The following is a 19,915-nucleotide window of genomic DNA, read 5'->3' as shown; positions in this document are numbered from 1 at the left end:
AATAGAAAACGGGCTGAATGTCTTCAGCCCGTTTTCCTTTCCTTATGCCCTGTGAATTCCGTAAAGATGAACCAGCATGAAACTCAAAGCAAATGACCAATGAAATAACCTCATAAAGATAAGCATCCTATCTGGCAAGAGAACTTCTTTTAACCTCTTATCTTTTTCTATTTTTAAGCTCCTCTGCTTTTGCTTCAATACTTTTTTTATCTTTAAGCGTGTTTTTTAACTCTATTCCCCCAACAAATAACATGATGATTCCCAACGGCAAAAATATAATTAAAAACATTTCTAATGATATTTTATCCATAGCCAATAAGATAATCGCCAGCAAGGAGACAACGGTTATTCCACTTACATATTTGTTCATAAGCTCCTCCTACTTATGGATTAATTTTCAATAAATTCATTTTTTTGTAAAAAACTATTTTACTTTTAATATTAGTTGTTATACCATTATTTTATAATTTTTTCAATAAAGGGGAAATTTTATGAATTTACGAAAAAAATTAACCTATCTATCTACCAGTTTTATTTTAGCTAGCTCGACTATTTTTTTAGGAACTGAAGCAAGCGCTAATGCTGATATCAACTCTTCACTTGGTGAGAAAACCGAAGCGATTACTGGCACGGAGGATTTGATTACTCCTACCACTGCTGGTTCTGTTGAAAATAACTTTAACGTTATTGACCTCCCTGGCCAATCTGACAATAAAATTACTTTAGTAAACAAAGAGACAGCAAAAGAAGATTTAAAGATCAGTGTGCCTAATGATATGAAAGTGGGCACTCCTGAAATTACAGACTCCGGCAGCTATGAATATAAAAATAATGGCGATGTCGATTTAATCGTTCAACCGACAGAGAATGGCGTACGAAGTTTAATGAATATCAAGAATGCCAATGCTCCCAAAGAATATAAGTTTGACTTAGACTTACCTGCTGGTCACAAAGTGATGCTCTCCTCTGAATATTTCGGTGAAGAGCCAGGCAGTGAATTAGATACTGGGGAAGTCTTCATTGTAGACGAGAATAATATCATTCAAAGTGTCTTTGGTGCAGCATGGGCAAAAGATGCCAATGGAATGAGTGTTCCTACCCATTATAAAGTGGTCGACAATACGCTGATCCAAGTTGTCAACTTTACCGAAAACACGGCTTTCCCTGTTATTGCCGATCCGGACTGGGTGGCAATTGGTGCTTGCAGTGCAGCGTTAACTTGGTTTGTCGGTTCAAATCTGTTTGTAGCTGCAAAAATCATTAAAGTTCGGAAATATATTAAAGCATTGGGCGGCTTCAAAGAGACCGCAAAGTTGATTGCTGGTGCTACTTCATGGGAAGAAAAACTTCGGGTTGGCGGATCAGCTTTACGCAGCTTAGCCGCCGAGATCACAGGTGTGACAGGATTGTATGCATGTAATAAGTTTATAAAAAAGTAAATCCTCGTGATAACTCCTTATGCTTTCGTACTCTTGAAGAAAAACTGTCTCAAAGAACAACCATATCTGCACCTGCCTCGTATTAACGGGCATGTCTAGCCAAAGAGATATCGAACAAACGAATAGTAAACCAGACTTGGTTATTGAAAACTTGGCTGGATTGTTTACTGTGACGGAACGATACTCTCTATTCAATAAAAATAGCTGTCTATTTTATATAGACAGCTATTTTTTAGGAGAGGCTCATGTAAATATTTCGCCAGAAGAAAATCATACAGCTGCAAAACAAGCTAAAGACAATATTTATTTTCCAGCTAATTATTCACAGCCATCCGTGCGAGCGGTCCATTTTCATCAATAATATCCTGTAAGCTATACACAGAAATCGGGAACATCGGGAAGCCGAAAACATATGGGGTGATTTCGTAAAGCTGAAAATAAATGACAAGCGCTTTATCGGCAATGTAAAAGTCTTGATTCGGCTGAATAGCTGTAAAATCATTCAGCAGTTGGATATCCCGCTGCTGGATTTGTATGCGGATTAAGTCAGACAGCCTTTTCACATAATCACTTCCGGGCTTAAACAAATCTTTAAGTTGATAAAGCTTTCCTTTTTGCCAATCAAATGTCAATGATTTAATAAATGTCATTCCATGAGCTGCATGAAAGTGATACGTATAATTAGAAAGCGATACACTCAGCACTTCTCGTTGGTTGTTTTTGATTTCATAGGAGCCCTCCATCTCTTCAACCGTTGTCGGCATATTTCCAACTTGCAGGTTGATAAGCTGCTGGGTTTGATAAGCAATGGCACGATTCATTGCTTTTTGAACCTCTTTATTTCGCATGCCGGTAACTTGGGGATAAAAGACTGTTTTCTGTGGCCCGCTACTTAGCTTAACGGTTTGGACAGCAACTGGTAATGCAGTAGGCAAGGTTCCTCATCCTTCTCTCGTTTTAATGCATAGTATTCTTGAAAAGGAGAAAGAGTGTGCAGACAAAGACGTTCCGATTAACTCTGTCATTCACCCGATCAGTTTCAGCTAGTCCCCATCATATATTCCTCCTATTTATCGAATGAATCTTCTTCTTACACCGGCAATTTTGGGTATATTGTGTATTTTTACTAAAGCCCTTAAAATCACTAAATTTTTTAAACGATCATGTATGGTTAAAAGAAACAAGGAATTCTATGAATTTCGCGGAAGTGATTCCAGGCATCATGAGCGTTCGTTTTCACTTATTTTGAAAATATGTAAGAATCCGTCCGAAGAAAGGCTTTTCTTTCTCAGGGTTGTCTCTTGGGAATAATAGACTGAATATCCACAATTGACAATGTACGGATGTGTTGATCACCGCACAAAGAATAGACCAACTTTTTTGGGGAAATTAAACAAAAAGCCATTGAATCCTTCCATTCAACGGCTTTTTGCTTATGAGTATTCAGCTCATCTTATCCTTTTAAATCGATGCTGCCTCCTAAATGCAGCTGAGCAGCATGTTGAATAGCCGCCACATCAGCCGTCTCCATTAATTTTTGAAGGGCTTCTCCCTGCTGCTTTGCCCCTCCCATTGCCATCTTCATCACCGCTATGGAAGCCTGCTGCTGAACTTTTCCTTGATTCAATGCCATTGACATCAATGCTATGTCCATAAAAACACCTCCCTTTTTCTAATAAATAAGCTCTATGTTATTTTTTCAATCGTTGATTGCAGTGGCAATCAACAATCAAGTATAACAGAGCCAATAAATAAAGTTTTTATTTCAGTTCATTTAGCCGATCCATTCCTAATAGAGAAAACTTATGAACACGAGCGTATTCGACTATTCTTTTAGGAAGCTCTCTACTCTTCGCATAATAGTTCTTTGCTGATTCTGCTGCTAAGATTCCAACCGTTGCTTTGTCTCTTTAACTATATAGAAAATTTGTTTACAAAGCAGCTGAATAGGCTAAGAAATTCAGCTGCTTTTTATTATTTTACCTTTAAAAGACCGAGAAGTGTATCATCCCCAATAAAATAACCCGCCATTATCAAAGGCGGGCTAAACAGAAGCACTTTCCAGCCAATCAGCGGATTAAAGAATACGGCAAGGTAAATTCTCTAATGCCATTTGAATACGGGCCATATTCATAAGGGTTAAAGTAGACGACAAACCCTGCAGTGGTCATGTAAAATTGATTTTTATGCTCTGTTAAACTGTCAAGTCCCTCCCAGTAAATGCGTCCCTGATTGTGTAACGCATAGGCTTGGGCATTGATCCGGTCAATCACCGCACGTTCATAATTTGATTTTTTCGCAAGATGATCAAGTGATATAAAACGGCTATTCTTCACATCATAATTGTAAGAGAAGAGCTGTTCATACCCATGTGCGCCTCCTGCATATTCATAGCTTTCGAATACAACACTTGTATAATTGGCATCGGCGCGAGCCACCTTATAAGACACCACGTATTCATAATATTTCCCCAGCGAATGATCTTCTCGGGCAAGATCCATGATTTCTTTGCGAATACTTACGAGATTTCTTCCTATTTTTGCATATTCATTGTTTAAAAAGCTAAAATCATGAACACCTGCCGTACCTTTAAATTGCGGATAGAATATCCCTTGCGCCGCCTTTTTCGGGTAAGACACCACGCTAATTCTAAATTTCTCGTTCAACGCCCGGGCAATGAACACCGCGAACTGTGCACGTGTAACGACCCCTGACGGATTATATTTCGTAGCAGTATAACCGGAAGTAATCCCATTCGCTACGAGCGGCGTAACATACGGAGTCCCCCAATACGCTCTCGTCATATCTTCCCATTCCACCGGCAACGATCCTTTTAGAGAAAAAGCATCCGTCGTGATTTTCGCCATTTCTACACGCTTCAATTTTCCATTCGGGTTAAAATTCACAGCTTTCGAAAACCAGCCAGCATGGACGGCCGCGGCAATCTCTTTATAAAACGGATGAGAAGCAGGCACATCCTTAAAACCTGGATTTGGCACATTTACTAATGGAAGCTTCTTTGCGCGAACTAAAATAGCGGCCGCCTGTGCTCGCGTGACAGGCGCATCTTTATTAAACTTGCCGTTGGAGCCGCCTTTTAATATGCCTAAGTCACTTAAGTAATCCACTTCCTTCGCACTCCAGTGGGTAGCCGGCACATCTGAATAACTAGCAGCCTTCGTGCTCAAAGTTGGGATACAACCTAGAAGCAAAACGGCCATAAAAGCAGCCTGTACTCTTTTTCTAAAAGTCATCTTTCCCCCGCCTCTCTCCTGAATTTTATAATGACTAAACTCTAACAAAAAAGAATTCCAGTTGCTGTTGCACATTATAACGCTCTCTGCCTTTTCGTCTTCTGCTCATTCCTACACCTGTTCAAATAAATAGTTTCATGGATCTTATTATTATAAATGAGCCGTATCAAGCATTCTGTCCGATCTTGTCGAAATGAACTAACTTCATTTCTTTATATTTATTCAAGCTATTGAACCAGCACAAAATTTAAGAACGTGAAGGTAAAGTAGACTCTTAGACAGTTAGATAGTAGGCGCATTTCCTTTTTACATCCTTTTACTAGTTAACGAAGCAAGAAATTGTCCTAACGTTACTTACAAAAAATTAATTCATTAATTGATTGAAAATTTTAAAATTAAGTTTTATAATTTCATTATACAAAACTTAATTTCTAATAATGAAACGATCTTTATTTGTTAAATACTTTATTAAGGAAGGACTTGCTATGACTTTTACATCTAATAAAATTCAACAGTTACCTCCCTACTTTTTTTCTTCAATTGATAAAAAGAAAAAGGAACTATCGTCTCAAGGCATTGATGTTATTGATTTAGGCATTGGGGCTCCCGATCTTCCGACTCCTTCTTTTGTTATTGAAACGTTAAAAGAGGAGCTAGATAATCCGAAAAACGCAAAGTACTCTCCCTATTCTGGAATCCCAGAATATCGGGAGGCGGTTGCCTCCTTCTATTTAAAAACATATGGAGTTACCCTTGACCCTGATACAGAGGTACTGGCACTTATCGGTTCCAAAGAAGGGATTGCCAACATCATTCCGGCAGTAGTAAATCCGGGAGAATCTATCTTAGTACCTGATCCCGGTTATCCTGTATATCGAACGGCCGCCTATTTAACCGGCGTCCATACGATCAACTTGCCTCTTGATCGTAAAAATCAATACGCGCCAGATTTTACAAAATTAAGCCAAGAAAATATTGAGCAGGCCAAGCTGTTGTTTCTAAATTATCCGGGAAATCCTACTTCCGCTACGGTTGATGTAAGCACGTTCGAACATGCTGTTTCATTCTGCAGAGAAAATCAAATTGCCGTTGTTCATGACTCTGCTTATTCTTTAGTCACCTATGAAGACTATAAAGCTCCAAGTATATTAGAAGTGCCCGGAGCTAAAGACATAGCTATTGAAATGGGCTCTCTGTCAAAAAGCTATAATATGACAGGCTGGAGAATTGGCTATGCGGTCGGCAATAAAGAAATGATTAAAGCCCTTGCCAATTTAAAGAGCAACATTGATACGAGTCAGTTCATGGCCATTCAGAAAGCAGCATCTGCCGCTTTAACGAGCGACCATGCAAGTGTGAGAGAAAATAATGAAATCTATTATAAAAGAATGAAAAAAATGGTTGACGCGCTTAGAACCATTGGCATTGACGTTGAACTTCCGAAAGGCTCCTTTTTTATATGGGCTCCTGTCCCTAACGGGTATTCCTCAGCCGCCTTTGCAGAAAAGGTATTAATAGAAACAGGGGTTATCATCACACCCGGTAATTTATTCGGCCCGTCTGGAGAAGGTTTTTTCAGATTATCCATGTCTGTCTCCAATGACCGATTAGATGAAGCGATTAAAAGAATAGCCAATTTGAAAGCGAGGGTAAAGTAATGTTAAACACTCAATCTGTTAAAATGGAAAAGTTATCTGGTGGTCAAGGCGTGGTCGCCTCTTTAAAGCAGGAAGGCGTGTCCAAAGTATTTTGTGTTCCTGGAGAAAGTTACTTGCCAGTCATGGACGCCATCTATGACGAACCTTCTATTGAACTCATTTCCTGCCGTCATGAGGGAGGGGCTTCCTTTATGGCGGAAGGGTATGCGAAAGCTACTGGAGAACCTGGCGTAGTGATGGCAACAAGAGCCGTTGGAGGGGCAAACTTAGCGATCGGCATTCATACTGCTTATCAAGACTCTACCCCTATGGTCGTTTTTTTAGGACAAGTCCATACAGCTTTTCGAGGGCGTGAAGGCTTTCAGGAAGTAGAATTGGATCAGTTTTTTAGCCATATAGCGAAGTGGACCGTTGAAATTCGAGATGCTGCACGAGTTCCTGAATTAGTCAGCCGTGCCTTTAAAATGGCAAGATCCGGCCGTCCTGGTCCAGTAGTTGTCTCTCTGCCGGAGGATATGCTTAGAGATATTACGGATATGGCCTTTGCTCCGTCACTCGAACGGCCAAAGCCTGCTCCTTCTAGCTCAGAACTAGAAAAAATAAGCTCTTTATTAAGTGAGGCAAAGAAACCTATCATTATCGCTGGAGGCGGAGTGGTGCGTTCAAACGCTGAGAAAGAATTAATCACTTTTGCTGAGTCTACTGGTATCACGGTTATGGCTTCTTTCCGGCGTCATGATGTGTTCCCGAACGATCATCGCCTTTATGCGGGACACTTAGGGTTAGGAACACCAGCTCCGATATTAGAAACAGCCAAACAAGCGGATGTTATTTTAGCGTTGGGATCGAGGCTCTCTGAAATTACCTCTCAAGATTATTCGTTATTTAACAAAGAGCAAAAGCTAGTTCATATTGATATAAGTGAAGATACGATCGGTAAGGTGTTCGCTCCAGCCGTAGGCGTTTTATCTGATGCGAAAGAAGCTTTATCTGCATTGATAACATTAAATGTAACGCTGCAGGCGGAGGCAGAAGAATGGGCAGAAGAACGCCGTGAGATTTTTGAAGAGTATTCTTCATTAAAGGTGGAGGAAGAAAACGAAGCGGCGATTTCCTACCAGCAAACGATTAAACTGTTACAGAGTGAACTCCCTTCGGAAACCATTTTTACGAACGATGCCGGAAACTTTGCTACTTGGCTTCATAACTACTTTATATTTACTACACCTAACACCTATATCGGTCCTACTTCAGGCGCTATGGGCTACGGAATTCCCGCAGCCATTGGGGCCAAGTTAGCTAATCCCTCTGCTCCTGTCGTATCTTTGTCAGGAGATGGCGGTGCCATGATGACCATTCAAGAATTGGAAACAGCTGTCCGGTATGAAATCCCTGTTATTTGCATTGTTTATAACAATCAAATGTATGGAACTATTCGGATGCATCAGGAAATCCATTATCCTGAAAAAGTAGTGGGAACGGATCTTGGCAATGTTAACTTTGTTCTTCTTGCCCATTCAATGGGAGCGGCAGGTGAATTGATTGAAACAGCAGATCAATTTAAACAAGCGCTGCAAAAAGCAGTAAAAAGCAAGGTCCCTACTCTTCTCGAATTAAGAATGGACCCTGAACAAATATCTGTTTCAAAGACCATCACAGAACTAAGAGACAGCCGTAAATAAGTGCATTTTAAAGAATCATTCCACGAGGGAGTGATTCTTTACTTTTTTTAAATCCTTTTGTTTTTCACTAAAATAATAAATATTGAGAATTGTCAAAAAGTCGTTGCTAAAGTTTTACCAGTGTGGTAAATTTATTACAACAAATAAAGAAATGCTGTTTCATATATTGAAATGAATTTTTGTATAGGTAAAGCTTACGGTGGTTTCTTATTTTAACGTCCCTCTTGTAAGCGCATACAAGAAAGCCCTTCGCTTTCTCCTCTCTGCTATAAAGCTCACAGAATAACCCGCAGTCATCTAATAAAGTAATTTAGGAGGAATATAATGTGATCCAACTTTGGAATTGGTATAAAAAGAAATCCTTTATTTTAAAAATCACGACTGGCTTTATTCTTGGTATCATCGTCGGATTAATATTCGGTCCATCAGCTAGTACGCTGGCACCATTGGGAACACTCTTTCTTAACCTTCTTAAAATGGTCGTTGTTCCACTCATTTTGTTAACTTTGATCGTATCTGTTAACAATTCTAATCCGAAAGAATTAGGAAGGATCGGCATAAAAATCTTTCCCTACTATTTGATTACAACTGCCGTTTCCTTATTGCTAGGTATTTGGATTGCTAAACTGATTAATCCGGGCATTGGGCTCAGCATGCCGGGAAGCGAAAATTTCGAAGTTCCTGAAGCTCCATCGGCAATTGAGGTTTTCCTTAATATCGTTCCGACTAATATTTTTCAGTCGCTCGCTAACGGCGATATCTTGAGTGTCGTATTCCTTGCATTGGTTGTTGGTTTTGCTGTTTCATTCATGCGCCACTCTAAAGATCAAAAAATGAGAGATCAAGGAAACTTATTATTAAATCTTTCTGAAGCTGGCAGTGAAGTGACTTTTCGAATCCTGAACGGAGTGCTCCAATACGCTCCTATTGGAGTACTCGGCATTACAGCTAATTCAATAGGGAATCAAGGGTTTGATACGTTACAATCTCTTGGAAAATATGTTCTTGCTTCTTATGTCGGTGTCGGCGTACAAATGTTTATTATCTTTCCATTGATCCTCTTACTCTTTAGAGTACCGGTGCTGAAATTTTTCAAAAATGTTCGTGAAGCCTTGTTAACCGCTTTCGTAACATGCAGCAGCCTTGGCACTCTTCCTGTTACTCTTAAAGCCGCCAAAAAAGCCGGCATTAGTGACCGTGTAGCAGACTTCACCTTACCTGTTGGAGCTACCGTGAACATGAACGGATCGGCCATTCACTTCGGTGTGGGCGTAATATTCGCTGCTGAAATCGTTGGCTATGATTTAAGCATCGGCACCATCATCGGCATTATTTTAACAGGAACATTAGCAGCAGTCGGAACAGCTGGCGTGCCTGGAGCCGGATTGATCGGTATGTCGATTGTGTTCACACAAGCCGGCCTCCCTATCGAGATCGTCGGCCTGACAGCCGGAGTCAACGTCATCACGGATATGGTTTTTACTACCTGTAATGTAACCGGCGACATCGTTGGAGCTGCCGTGGTTGATAAAAGTGAACAAAAGCACAGTGACTATAACGAACCAGTAGCCGACATGACAATCAAAACGATAAGCAAGTAATGAATATATAAATGGCCAGCGGCTAATTCGCCGCTGGCCATTTATTATTCAATATAGCCTAACGCCCTGGAGATATTCAGGGCCGTTTTTTTCGTCTTTTCCTGAATTTCCTTTTGAAGCTCCTTGTCAATTCTGCTGACAGGGCCGCTTACGCTCAAAGCGGCAATGACTTCTTTCGAATAGTCATGAATAGGATAGGAAATACCAATCGTTTCCCGCTCCTGTTCCCCTAAACTAATCGAATACCCCTGGTCCTTAATTTGTTCAAGATGCTTGTACAAAGCTTCCTCCGATTGAATTAGACTATCCGCATTATCCTCTAACTTTATACGGGAAATGAGACTGCTTTGTTGCTCTGGTGGCAGAAAAGCTAACAATAACTTCGGCCCGGATCCTATGTAAATACTTGAACGCTTTCCTACACGAGTATGCAATCGAACCTTTTGATTACTTTCAATTTTTTCGATATAAACCGCCTCATCACCGTCCAGTATAACTAAATGAACATCTTCATTTAGCTCCTCACACAGCTCTTTCATCCACGGTTTGGCAATCGTTCGAATTTCCAATTGCTCCGCTACAATATTACCTAATTCCAACAGTTTCAACCCTAAACGATAACGTACATCCTGACCTGTGTTTTTCGATTTCACTAACATGCCGGATATTTCCAAAGAAGCGAGAAAGCGAAAAGCCGTTGGTTTGGGCATGGCGGCTTTCTCAGCTATTTCACTCAGCGTCAATTCAGTCTGACCATCTAAAAAAAGATCCAGCAGCTTCAAAGCCTTCACTACGCTCTGGTTCATTATGTCCCTCCTTCCATTTACTCCGTTGAGCATCACCTATGCTGTTATCCCTATTATACCATGCAGGATAGTGTTTATATGGTTAATAACTTTAAATTGAAGGAGCAACCATACCGTTTTGCTAGCACCTGATCCTTGCTAAGTAATGAAACTACCTTTCTAAAAGTCATCATTCGTTTTATCAAATTCAGGGCTTTCGTACATGAACCGTTAACACGCAGACATTCGTCCAAAAAGGTGACCACAAATGCGTGTAATTGAACATAAAAAAACACCTTTAAAACTGAAGGGGCTTAAAAAATGATTTATATGATACCTTGTCCCATGAACAAGTAATCACCATCATCATTCGTGTTGGTACTACTTTTTCAAACGCTCACTTGTCTGTTTGTTTTTTTCTTTTAGTTGACTATAGCTCAATCCTATACGCTTTATTTTATTGTGAACCGTTGGATAAGATTAGTTAAATTAGCTGCACTCTTTTCCAGTGATTTTGTATTCTCAGATACTTCATCTTTTGGATTGCTTGATTGTTGTGCAGTAGCAGCCATTTGCTCAATACCTGCTGCGGCTTCATCTAAAACAGCTGCTATATTTTCAATCCAGGTATAAAAGATGCTAAAGTCTAGTCTGTTTTCTTCACTTCATATGAAGAAACCATATAGTTTTCCCCGTTAATATTCACATAAAAGGACTTTCAATAAATTTCTAAAAATACAATTATAATAGTTAAAAATTCCTTGTTGCCTACAACGAAAGGCTGCCCCTGGGCAGCCTTTATCGTATTTTTATAATTGCTTGTATTCTACTAGTTTATAAACTCATCAACTGCTAAACTGATTCATCAAGAACGTTGATTGTGAATTCGAGCGCTGAATTGCTTTTTCCATCGCTGTGAATTGACGCCAATAGCGGTCTTCAATCTGGGTAAGCCGGTTTTCAAAGCTGTCGATTCTGCTATCCAGCCCTTTAAGGGTCCGACCGATTGCAAACTGCTGTTGTGTAGAGAAAGAGTTCCCTGCTTTTTCTTTTAGCTGATCCATTGTTCTGCTCACTGTATCATACAGACGCTGGATAACTCCTTTTTGGCCGTCTGTCGTTCCATCTCCGCGGAAAAAGTTCTCTACAGATTCTGGATCTTCTTCAATGGCCTTCTTAAGCTTCGCTTCATTAATCTCCAGCTTGCCGCCTTCCAAATAATTTGCCGTCGTCGTAATACCAAGCTTAGCAAGCTGATTAAACATGCCAGATACTTGGTCGTTCCCGACAGGCTGGGAAAAATCCATACGCATATTGCTTAGGACACTTGCCAGCAAAGGATCCCGCCGCAGCAATCCGCTTTTCGCTTTTTCCTCCCACATCTCCTGCTGCTTATCCGACAGCTGTTCACGCTGATCATCCGTCAGTGGCGTATAGCTCCGATATTTCTCCTCACTCGTTTTCTTTTGGATTTTATCAATCATCTCATTATATTTCGTAACGAATTCTTTAATGTTGTCAAAGACCTTGCTGCTGTCATTGTTGATAGAGACGCTGACAGGCTGATTATCTGTAAATGTTTGCTTAAGTGTAAACGTGACACCGTTCATTTCAAACGTGTTGGAAGAACGATTAGTTTCTAGACCATTAATGACAAACTTGGCATTTGCCGCCTGAACCTCCACTTTTGCACCAACGGAAGTATCTGTTCCTAAACGTAAAACTGTTTGGATAAAATCGCCGGATGTGCTAATTTCATCTCCATTTGAATTGAAGTCTCCCGTCTCGGTACGTGTGAGTGACATTTTTCCTGTTTGTTTATCAAAGAACATGTTGACGCCCGCACTTGAACTGTTCACTTCATTAACGACTGAATTTAAAGATTCTGAGCCGGAAATTAAAAATGATTCATGGCGCTCTCCCTTAGACGTATGGGCTCCCACCGAGAAAGAAGTGTATTTATGATCATATTGCACTTCTAAACTTATTTTAGTCTTAGAGTCTTTAGCAGGGCGAGGCATTTGGCTATTAAAGATAATTTCTCCTGTTTCCTTATTAAGAACGCCTACTTCCACATTTGATGAATTAGTTATTCTCCCATTAGTATCGATCGTGAGATCCTGGGCTTTTCCGTCCGTAACGAGCTTTAGGGTAACTTGGTCAATTGTTCCTTGAGCAAGCCGTAACGAGTTTGTACTGCTTCCAATGGATAATGTCTCTGTTTTTTTATCAGTCACATACTCCACACGGATAGAACTGTCTTTGGCAATGTCTTTGCCAAATTGTAAAGATCCGTCAGCTTTTACGAGTACTTGATTTTCGGTTAAAGTACCCGTGCCTAGTTCCGCCTCAGTAATAGCGTTAAATCCTACCCCATTTACTTTAACGCTCCAATTGGTCAACTCATCTGCTTTAATATTGCCCGTAGTCCCGCTGATTTTAAACTCTCTTCCAGAAGCAGTGACGCTGATTGTTTCAGTCTGCAAAGCCCCGGTTTTCCATACTTCTGCCTTTTGCTTCTCAAATTTGCTGTCTTGTGAGTACAGGCCTTTTGTTTCATCAAATTGACTTCCACTTTTAAAAATAGAGCCTGCGTTTACTCTTGTTTCCGCAGTCGCTAACTGTTCTACCTTACTAATCGAATAAGAAGCCTGGGCAGCCGCGCTGCTCGCTGTCGCTGTTACTCGCGCTTCATTGGTAGACGCTGTTGTTCTTGCTCGGTATTTTGTTGTCAGTTTCATTTGCGTCAATTCTGAACGAAAGTCTAAAAGCAGCGTATTCATCGCCCGGTAGTCATCCCGCTGCCACTCCAATACTTGCTTTTTTTGTTTTAACTTATCAAGCGGCATCCGTTCCGCTTTCATTAAATCCTTTACGAGTGAGTCAATATCCATCCCGCTCGCTAATCCCCCGATTCGAACCATTCGTATCCAACTCCCATTATTTTTAATTTGTTAGTTTATATGATATGTAACGATCTTTTCTCCATTATTTATATCGGCGCACTTACAGAGAGTTTAACAGCAAAAAGGAATAATTCCCAATGGCAGGCAACTCGCTTAGTTGTCATCTAACAACTGAATCCATAAAATAATTCACGGCTTTTATTTATTAAACACCCATGAATGTCTATAAAGATTTACAGTTTGATTAAAAAAAGCAGCCTAAAATCGGCTGCCCCAGTTACTCATTTTACAATACTTAATAAATATTTTTATTCATATATGGCTAGTAGTCCGCCTATTAGATAGACATTTATCCCTAACATAATGTAGTATCCAGACTTACAACCTTTTTTCTTTTTATTGCTTCAATAGCTGCAGAACCTGTTCCTGAGACTGTTTAATATGTGATGACATGGCTTTTTGTGCTTCTGACAAGATTTGCAGACGGGTGAGATTTAAAGTCTCTTTTGCGATATCGCTATCTTGGATTCGGCTTCTTGCCTCTATTGCTGCCTGCTCCATTGTAGATAAGTTAGAGGCAATAGAATCCAGACTATTTTCAACAGCCCCAATATTCCCCAGTTCTCCAAGAACAAAGTTCATCGCTTTATCAATCACCGCTAATCCCTTTTTAGCATCTTCAAAGGTTCGCACGCATATAACATTCGTATCTTTTAGCATATTATCAAACGAGGCGATCTCCACCCTCTTCGTGTTCCCCGCATTGGCCCCTACTTGGAAGGTAAAGTCGTTAGGTTCATAGCCAAGCGCGTGGCGTACTCTGTAATCTACTTTTAGTTGGTGATTTCCTAAATCAAGGGTTAACTTGTCTTGGTTTAATACAATCTTATCTCCACTTAACCGGTATTGATCAGAAGTAAGGAGAGTTCCATCCAATTCAATACGAAGATGCTCGGGATCAACTTCAGATTTCAGTATGCCTTCTCCTACTTCATGTTCGCAATAATGATTAAAGAAACCTCCTGGAGCACTGTCATTCAGCGAAACCTCCAGTGAATCAAAATAGGAAACATTCAATTGGATAGATGATGTTGTGCGGGTAACGTCCGGTCTGGCATCTCCAACAATTTCGATTATATGACCATTATAAATGTAGCCACTGCCATCACTTGAATTCGCCTTTTGAATCTCCTGTCCGTTCATTTCTACTCTATAAATGTAAACCCCTGAAGGAACTGTTTTTTGCAAATCATTCGGATTAATGGAGTACACTTCGTATTCACCCTGAATATCACTTCCGACCGGCCGGTAAGAGCCGTGAAGAGAGAGTCTTTGGCTCACTGGATCGTAAGTATATCCTTCCTCGCTGTTATAAGGAATTTCTGCTCCCCCGTGATAAACGCGTATAGCTTTCGGCCCTTCGCTATCTGTCAGCCCATAATCAAGAGTAGTGGAGGCTAGCTGAAAATCATATGTGTTATTGCCGACAAGAGCAACAGAATTTTCAATCACGTAAGACACTTGAATATCTGGATTATAAAGGTTGCCCGCGTCAGGCCGCGCATCTCCATATATCTCGATCCGATTCGTGCTGCTGTTATAATAAAAACCGTTCTGTTTCGTTTCATCGTATTGAATATCCTGCCCATTCACCTGTACACGGAAAGTAGACGGGATATCTGGGGTTTGTACACCGTAGGTTTCAGGGTAAGAGGATAATTTCACCTCAATCTTATCATCCGTCTTTGCATAATCATCTGTAGGCAGAACCATCCGGACAGTATACGTGTCCCCAATATTTGGCCGGCCAGACCCGTATAATTCAATCGTATTAGTCGATTGATTGTATTGAAAGCCATTCTGATTGGAGTAAGCAATCTCCTCTGTTCCCCGGTATATTCGTATAGAATTAGGAGAGGAACTGCTTCCCAAATTAAACACCTCCGGTTGGCTGCTACCTAACCGAATCCCATATATTTCGCCTGATGTGCCTGATGAATCAGCAATATATTTAATCTCCACACGAGGATTGCCGGAAACGTCTGAACGGGCATTGCCATATAGGCTTAGATTGCCAGTAGAAGGGTCATACATAAAGCCATTTGTTTTCGATTGATCGTATGAAATTTCCGTCCCGTCCACATAAACACGCAGCGAACGGTTAGCAGACAAATCCGGATTCATAAGATTATACGTATCAATAGAAGTCGGGATCTTAAATGTCTGAACCTGCCTATTTGCATCCGTATCAGACATATACTCAACCGTTACAGTCTCATTGTGAGCCGGTCGAAGATCACCATAAAATTCAAGCTTATTCGTTGCTTCATTCACATACACGCCAGTCGTTCCATCGGGGTCAGCAGGTCTAGCGGATAACAATTGGACCTGTGTAACTGTTCTGCTTCCCACACGGATATCTAACGAGCGCGGGCCCTCTTCTCCATGCATATTATAGATTTGCGCTCCGGCCGGAATATCCTGTGTATATGTATTGTCAGGTGAACTATCTTTCACATAAGAAAAAGTATAATAATCCTGTGCATCATCCACAGGTTCCTTACCGATAATTGCTTCATCATAAAATTGGATTCTATTATTCGAAACCGTGTAATATCCGCCAGCCGGCGCATTACCTGTGCCATCCCAGTAACGCAACTCTTTTGATCCATTGTCGTTTACTTTATACACTTTTAACGAAGCACTTGATCCATTCATTCTGTAAAGATCGGGAGCATAGTTTAAGGTTAGGACATTGCTGACAGGAGGAAGATTAAGCGTATCTGTCGTTGAAATTACATCAGCCGGACTACTCACAGCGCCGGTATTTATATTCAGATTCACTTTTTTGATATTGCCTTGTGCATCCGAATAAATAAAAGCTGTATTTCCGCCCGCATCAGCAGTTGGTGCAAAACTGTAGCCGGCAGACCCGTCAGCGGTGCTATAACTAAAGGACTGAATCGCGGACCAGCTGTTATAATAACCAGCATCTTTCTTCTCTAAGTATAAGTATGATCCAACATTTCTCAGCCTGAAGTTACCATTATCAGTAACTACTTTAGCGGGCAGACTGCTGCCTCCATTATTTACTGTAGGATTTAAACTGCCATCTGCCGGGACGATGTACTGCTGGTTATTACGGCTCGACTCGAAGATAATAGAGCTGCCATCAGACGACCATCTTGGCCGGTAATCAATTACTGTAGACCGAGCTTCGATCTCGGGATTAACAGTTGCCGTTACACTGCTGACGGGATAAGTGTAGCTGGGAGCATGAACAACAGAAGCTGCATACTCAGACTCATAATCTGTTAAATTTACATTTTTAGTAATCCATTCTGTTTGTATAGTATTCGACAACTGAATCGTTTTAGCAGCCGAACGATCTTCGTATATATATTCTCCAGGCGTTTTATTTGTTAACAGCTTCTTCTGATTGAACTCTGTATTTTGTACGATATTATTTAAACTTTTCTTTAAATCGTCAATTTCATTTTGCAAAATAATTGTATCTGCACCGGACAGAGCTCCTGCTGAGTTTGAGGAAGAATTCAAGTCAGTGTTCGTTCCATTCATTGCTTGAACAGTTAGCTCACGAATTCTATGTAAAATGCCCGTCATTTCTTGCATAGCTCCGTCTGCCACTTGCACAAGCGAGTGGGCATCTTGTACATTTCGGATCGCCTGATGGTTCCCCATCTGCAGTGCCCGCAATTTTTGACTGATTGCCAGTCCCGAAGCATCATCCGCTGCTGCATTAATACTTTGACCAGTTGCCAGTTTTTCTATTGTCTTTTGAAGCTTTGTTTGTGTCCGCTTCATTTGGTTATTTAACGCTATTGGCAAACCGCCGCGTTTTATAAACATAGCTGCACCTTCGTTCTGTAAAGAAATCTATAATCAAATATGTCAGAAATCGTTAGATTGTTCTGTAAACTACTTAAGTTTTTCTTAATTATATATCGGTGTATTTTTATACAAATTAAGGATAAATGGTTAATGCATAGATAAAAGATAAACCTTAGGTTAAATTTTCATTATATTAATGCCACAATTGAAGGACTCTCTGCAGCTGCCGGTCACTTCCTGTATTTATATCATTAGTCGCCTGTACCGATAATTAGCGACTACGCTAAGTAAACTCATGAACCGCTGAAAGGCCTTCTTCAGCCGTTTGCAATAGCGAAAATCCGTCTTGCATATTCATTCTTTTTCCCTTAGGCAAGAACACGTATCTGGACCCGCATCTTTTCAGAAATAGCAAGACCAGCCCCCGGCCCGGTTAATACGCAGGCCGGATAATCATATCCTTTTCTCCTTCTATTACTTTATTCCCACTTTTATATCGGTTTTTGATCGAATAATTTGTTAATTTTTTATGTATTGCGAAAATAAAACAAGCGATCAAAAAACTGTGATTTTATCTTCTCCATCATTTACTTAGTCGCACTATTTAACTACTTCTCAACTAGAAAACAAATATTCCCCTCTGCCCTCTTCTCAAAAATCTTGAAGCTACCTAATTACGATAATACAGTAAAAACAAGGAAGATGTTCATACAATTGAATAATTCTACAGACATAACTCAAGCCAGATTTTTTAGTTTTATATTAATGAGGATTAATCACAGCTGTTTTATTTCAAAATAAGCAGGAAAAAAGATCCAAATATAGAATATTATATAACGTTACTACTAGTAGGAGGGATTATTATGGGCGTAGTTGGCGGTGTAGGAGAAGGCCCAGTGTCACAATTCGTTATGATTAGCAAACAGATTGCCGAAAAAGCGGTAAGGGAACAAATTCAAGAAGTCGTGCAAGATCCGGCTAAAAGAGTACGTGAATTGCAGCAGCCTTCTCCTTTCTCCCAATTTATCGATATAAGGGTATAGACATAGCACAGCCGTAAATTGCGGCTGTGTTATGTTATGTTATGCTTGATTGCCCGTATACCTTTTTCTACGGTTATTTAAAGCCGTCTGCCAGTCCTCCTTCTGCCTATGTAGAAAAACAGCCACTTCTTCAAGAAGCTGTGAATCGTTATCCATATTCGCTCTTATCAACTTCCTGTTTAAAAAGTCATACAACGCAATAAGCCTTCTTCCCTCTTCTTCCGCTGTATTGAAAAACATAATCAGTTGAAGCAAGCAGTCCTGGGCTTTTTGCAGGCTTTCATTTTGCAGGGCCCATTCTTTCCTAGCGATAGCCGTCTTTGCCTCATCAAGGGCAGCCAGGGCTCCATTTAACAGACCAAGAATAAGCTTTTCTGAAGGAGCCGTTAAAATACTCATTTGCTCGTAAAGCTTCTGAACGTTCCTCTTTTCTTTCATTTCTTTCCCCCTGCCTCTCTTCCATTTATATCGGTTTTTTCCAGAAAACTTAAGCTAGGTTAGTCAAGAAACAACGAAAAAAGCCGATATATTAACAGAAATCTATTTTATTGAAAAGAGGTGAAGACATGAAAATTCATAATCAGGCTGCGATTGCTTTCTCTGTTAATCGTTATCAAAAAAATGAAAAGCTAATGGATCAGTCGATTAGCAAATTGGCCACCGGCTTGGCGATTAGACAGGCAAGTGATAACGCCTCCGGATTAGTTGTTTCTGAAACTGTACGCGCTCAAGTAAGAGGCTTGTCACAGGCCCAGCGTAATATGCAGGATGGCATTTCCGTTTTACAGGCGGCCGATGAAGGGCTCAATAACGTAAATGCTTTGCTGCAGCGCGGCCGGGAGCTGTCCGTAATGAGCGCCAATGAAACCTTAAACGCTGAAGACCGCCAGGCAAGCCAAATAGAGCTCGAAAAGCTGATGGATGCAATTGATGACACAGCCACTAAGCTTGAATTCAACACGAAGAAGATATTAGGCGAGAATGCCCCATTGCTCTTGATGGTCGGTGCCAATCCAGGGCAACAAATCAGCATCGACCTGATGGATACAAGCACAAAAGCTTTAAACTTGGATAATATCTCTTTACTAACAACCGAAAGTGCCGGAGAACTCATTACAAAATTTGATGCCGCCATCGAGAAAACAGCAGGCAACTTAACAAAAATTGGCTCTTATTATGAAGCTGTTGAACACCATATGAAGAATACTTTAGTCTATGAGACCAATTTAACTACTTCGCTATCCAAATTAGTAGATACTAATATGGCCAAAGAAATCATGAACAGCGCTAGCCTGTCTATCCGCCAGAATAGCGACAAGATTATCGTTTCCCATGTTAATCAATCAGCCCATGAGATTTTGAGCCTGTTCGGCAAATAAGAGTAGCCGCTTCTGCTTGCAGAAGCGGCCTCTCAGGCTAATTATCATTTCTTTTGAAAATCGAATATAGCTAGATTAGTAGTGAGATTGTTACCACTTCGAAAGAACTTTCGGTAATTTTCAGTATACAGAAAACACTCATTAATTAAGACCCTTTTGTAATCAGTAACTATTACTCCAATTCTATTAGAATAGACTTCCAACTACTTTCAGTTCATTAGAAAATATTCACTGGCTGCTTGTTATTTTATTTACGATTTTTATGAATGGTAACTGCCGAGATAGAATTAGAGCAAATTTTTAATAAAAAGAAAAA

The 19,915-nt window shown here is 40.3% G+C and carries 14 protein-coding genes; 6 read left to right on the top strand and 8 right to left on the bottom strand.

Going from position 1 to position 19,915, the window contains the following annotated elements; genetic code table 11:
* Positions 1-157 precede the first annotated feature (157 nt).
* Complete coding sequence (locus ACH0BF_RS18505; protein ID WP_120034850.1) at positions 158-370, bottom strand: hypothetical protein; 213 nt, start codon at positions 368-370, stop codon at positions 158-160.
* A 121-nt stretch (positions 371-491) separates the two neighbouring features.
* Here ACH0BF_RS18505 and ACH0BF_RS18500 point away from each other — a divergent pair, with 121 nt between their 5' ends.
* Complete coding sequence (locus tag ACH0BF_RS18500; protein WP_340852267.1) at positions 492-1,439, top strand: hypothetical protein; 948 nt, start codon at positions 492-494, stop codon at positions 1,437-1,439.
* 314 nt (positions 1,440-1,753) lie between these two features.
* On the opposite strand, the gene ACH0BF_RS18495 is transcribed toward ACH0BF_RS18500, so the two are convergent.
* From ACH0BF_RS18495 to ACH0BF_RS18485, 3 genes are all read right to left on the bottom strand, one after another.
* The gene (locus tag ACH0BF_RS18495) at positions 1,754-2,374 is read right to left on the bottom strand and encodes a DUF3298 and DUF4163 domain-containing protein (RefSeq protein ID WP_406909994.1); all 621 of its coding nucleotides are present in this window, start codon (positions 2,372-2,374) and stop codon (positions 1,754-1,756) included.
* Positions 2,375-2,892: 518 nt separating this feature from the next.
* Positions 2,893-3,093, bottom strand: a complete 201-nt coding sequence (locus ACH0BF_RS18490; protein ID WP_406909993.1) for a YjfB family protein — start codon at positions 3,091-3,093, stop codon at positions 2,893-2,895.
* Between the two features lie 415 nt (positions 3,094-3,508).
* The gene (locus tag ACH0BF_RS18485) at positions 3,509-4,693 is read right to left on the bottom strand and encodes an S-layer homology domain-containing protein (protein ID WP_406909992.1); all 1,185 of its coding nucleotides are present in this window, start codon (positions 4,691-4,693) and stop codon (positions 3,509-3,511) included.
* Between the two features lie 485 nt (positions 4,694-5,178).
* Between ACH0BF_RS18485 and ACH0BF_RS18480 the strand changes: the two genes are divergently transcribed.
* The 3 genes from ACH0BF_RS18480 (at position 5,179) to ACH0BF_RS18470 (ending at position 9,634) form a co-directional block, all read left to right on the top strand.
* Complete coding sequence (locus tag ACH0BF_RS18480) at positions 5,179-6,351, top strand: LL-diaminopimelate aminotransferase (RefSeq protein WP_406909991.1); 1,173 nt, start codon at positions 5,179-5,181, stop codon at positions 6,349-6,351.
* Positions 6,351-8,033, top strand: a complete 1,683-nt coding sequence (locus ACH0BF_RS18475) for a thiamine pyrophosphate-dependent enzyme (protein ID WP_406909990.1) — start codon at positions 6,351-6,353, stop codon at positions 8,031-8,033. Before ACH0BF_RS18480 ends, ACH0BF_RS18475 begins: the two co-directional genes overlap by 1 nt.
* A 326-nt stretch (positions 8,034-8,359) precedes the next feature.
* Positions 8,360-9,634 (top strand): dicarboxylate/amino acid:cation symporter, encoded by a 1,275-nt coding sequence (locus tag ACH0BF_RS18470; RefSeq protein WP_406909989.1) that lies wholly within the window; start codon positions 8,360-8,362, stop codon positions 9,632-9,634.
* 44 nt (positions 9,635-9,678) lie between these two features.
* Here ACH0BF_RS18470 and ACH0BF_RS18465 read toward each other — a convergent pair whose 3' ends face one another.
* From ACH0BF_RS18465 to ACH0BF_RS18455, 3 genes are all read right to left on the bottom strand, one after another.
* Complete coding sequence (locus ACH0BF_RS18465; protein ID WP_406909988.1) at positions 9,679-10,440, bottom strand: IclR family transcriptional regulator; 762 nt, start codon at positions 10,438-10,440, stop codon at positions 9,679-9,681.
* A gap of 824 nt (positions 10,441-11,264) precedes the next feature.
* On the bottom strand, positions 11,265-13,343 hold the full coding sequence (gene fliD / locus ACH0BF_RS18460) for a flagellar filament capping protein FliD (protein ID WP_406909987.1): 2,079 nt from the start codon (positions 13,341-13,343) through the stop codon (positions 11,265-11,267).
* Between the two features lie 378 nt (positions 13,344-13,721).
* Positions 13,722-17,195: a flagellin N-terminal helical domain-containing protein gene (locus ACH0BF_RS18455; protein ID WP_406909986.1), complete on the bottom strand. Its 3,474-nt coding sequence runs from the start codon at positions 17,193-17,195 to the stop codon at positions 13,722-13,724.
* Between the two features lie 845 nt (positions 17,196-18,040).
* Between ACH0BF_RS18455 and ACH0BF_RS18450 the strand changes: the two genes are divergently transcribed.
* Complete coding sequence (locus ACH0BF_RS18450) at positions 18,041-18,220, top strand: hypothetical protein (protein ID WP_406909985.1); 180 nt, start codon at positions 18,041-18,043, stop codon at positions 18,218-18,220.
* Between the two features lie 39 nt (positions 18,221-18,259).
* Here ACH0BF_RS18450 and fliS read toward each other — a convergent pair whose 3' ends face one another.
* Positions 18,260-18,658 carry a flagellar export chaperone FliS gene (gene fliS, locus ACH0BF_RS18445; RefSeq protein ID WP_406909984.1) on the bottom strand — a complete coding sequence of 133 codons (399 nt, stop codon included), beginning with the start codon at positions 18,656-18,658 and terminating at the stop codon, positions 18,260-18,262.
* Between the two features lie 128 nt (positions 18,659-18,786).
* Here fliS and ACH0BF_RS18440 point away from each other — a divergent pair, with 128 nt between their 5' ends.
* Positions 18,787-19,599: a flagellin gene (locus ACH0BF_RS18440; protein WP_406909983.1), complete on the top strand. Its 813-nt coding sequence runs from the start codon at positions 18,787-18,789 to the stop codon at positions 19,597-19,599.
* Positions 19,600-19,915: the final 316 nt, after the last annotated feature.

The sequence above is a fragment of the Pseudobacillus sp. 179-B 2D1 NHS genome (assembly GCF_045370945.1).
In the GTDB taxonomy this organism is placed as follows: Bacteria; Bacillota; Bacilli; order Bacillales; family Domibacillaceae; genus Pseudobacillus.
Note: the sequence above shows the minus strand (reverse complement) of the source record. Positions and strands in the feature narration are given on the sequence as shown.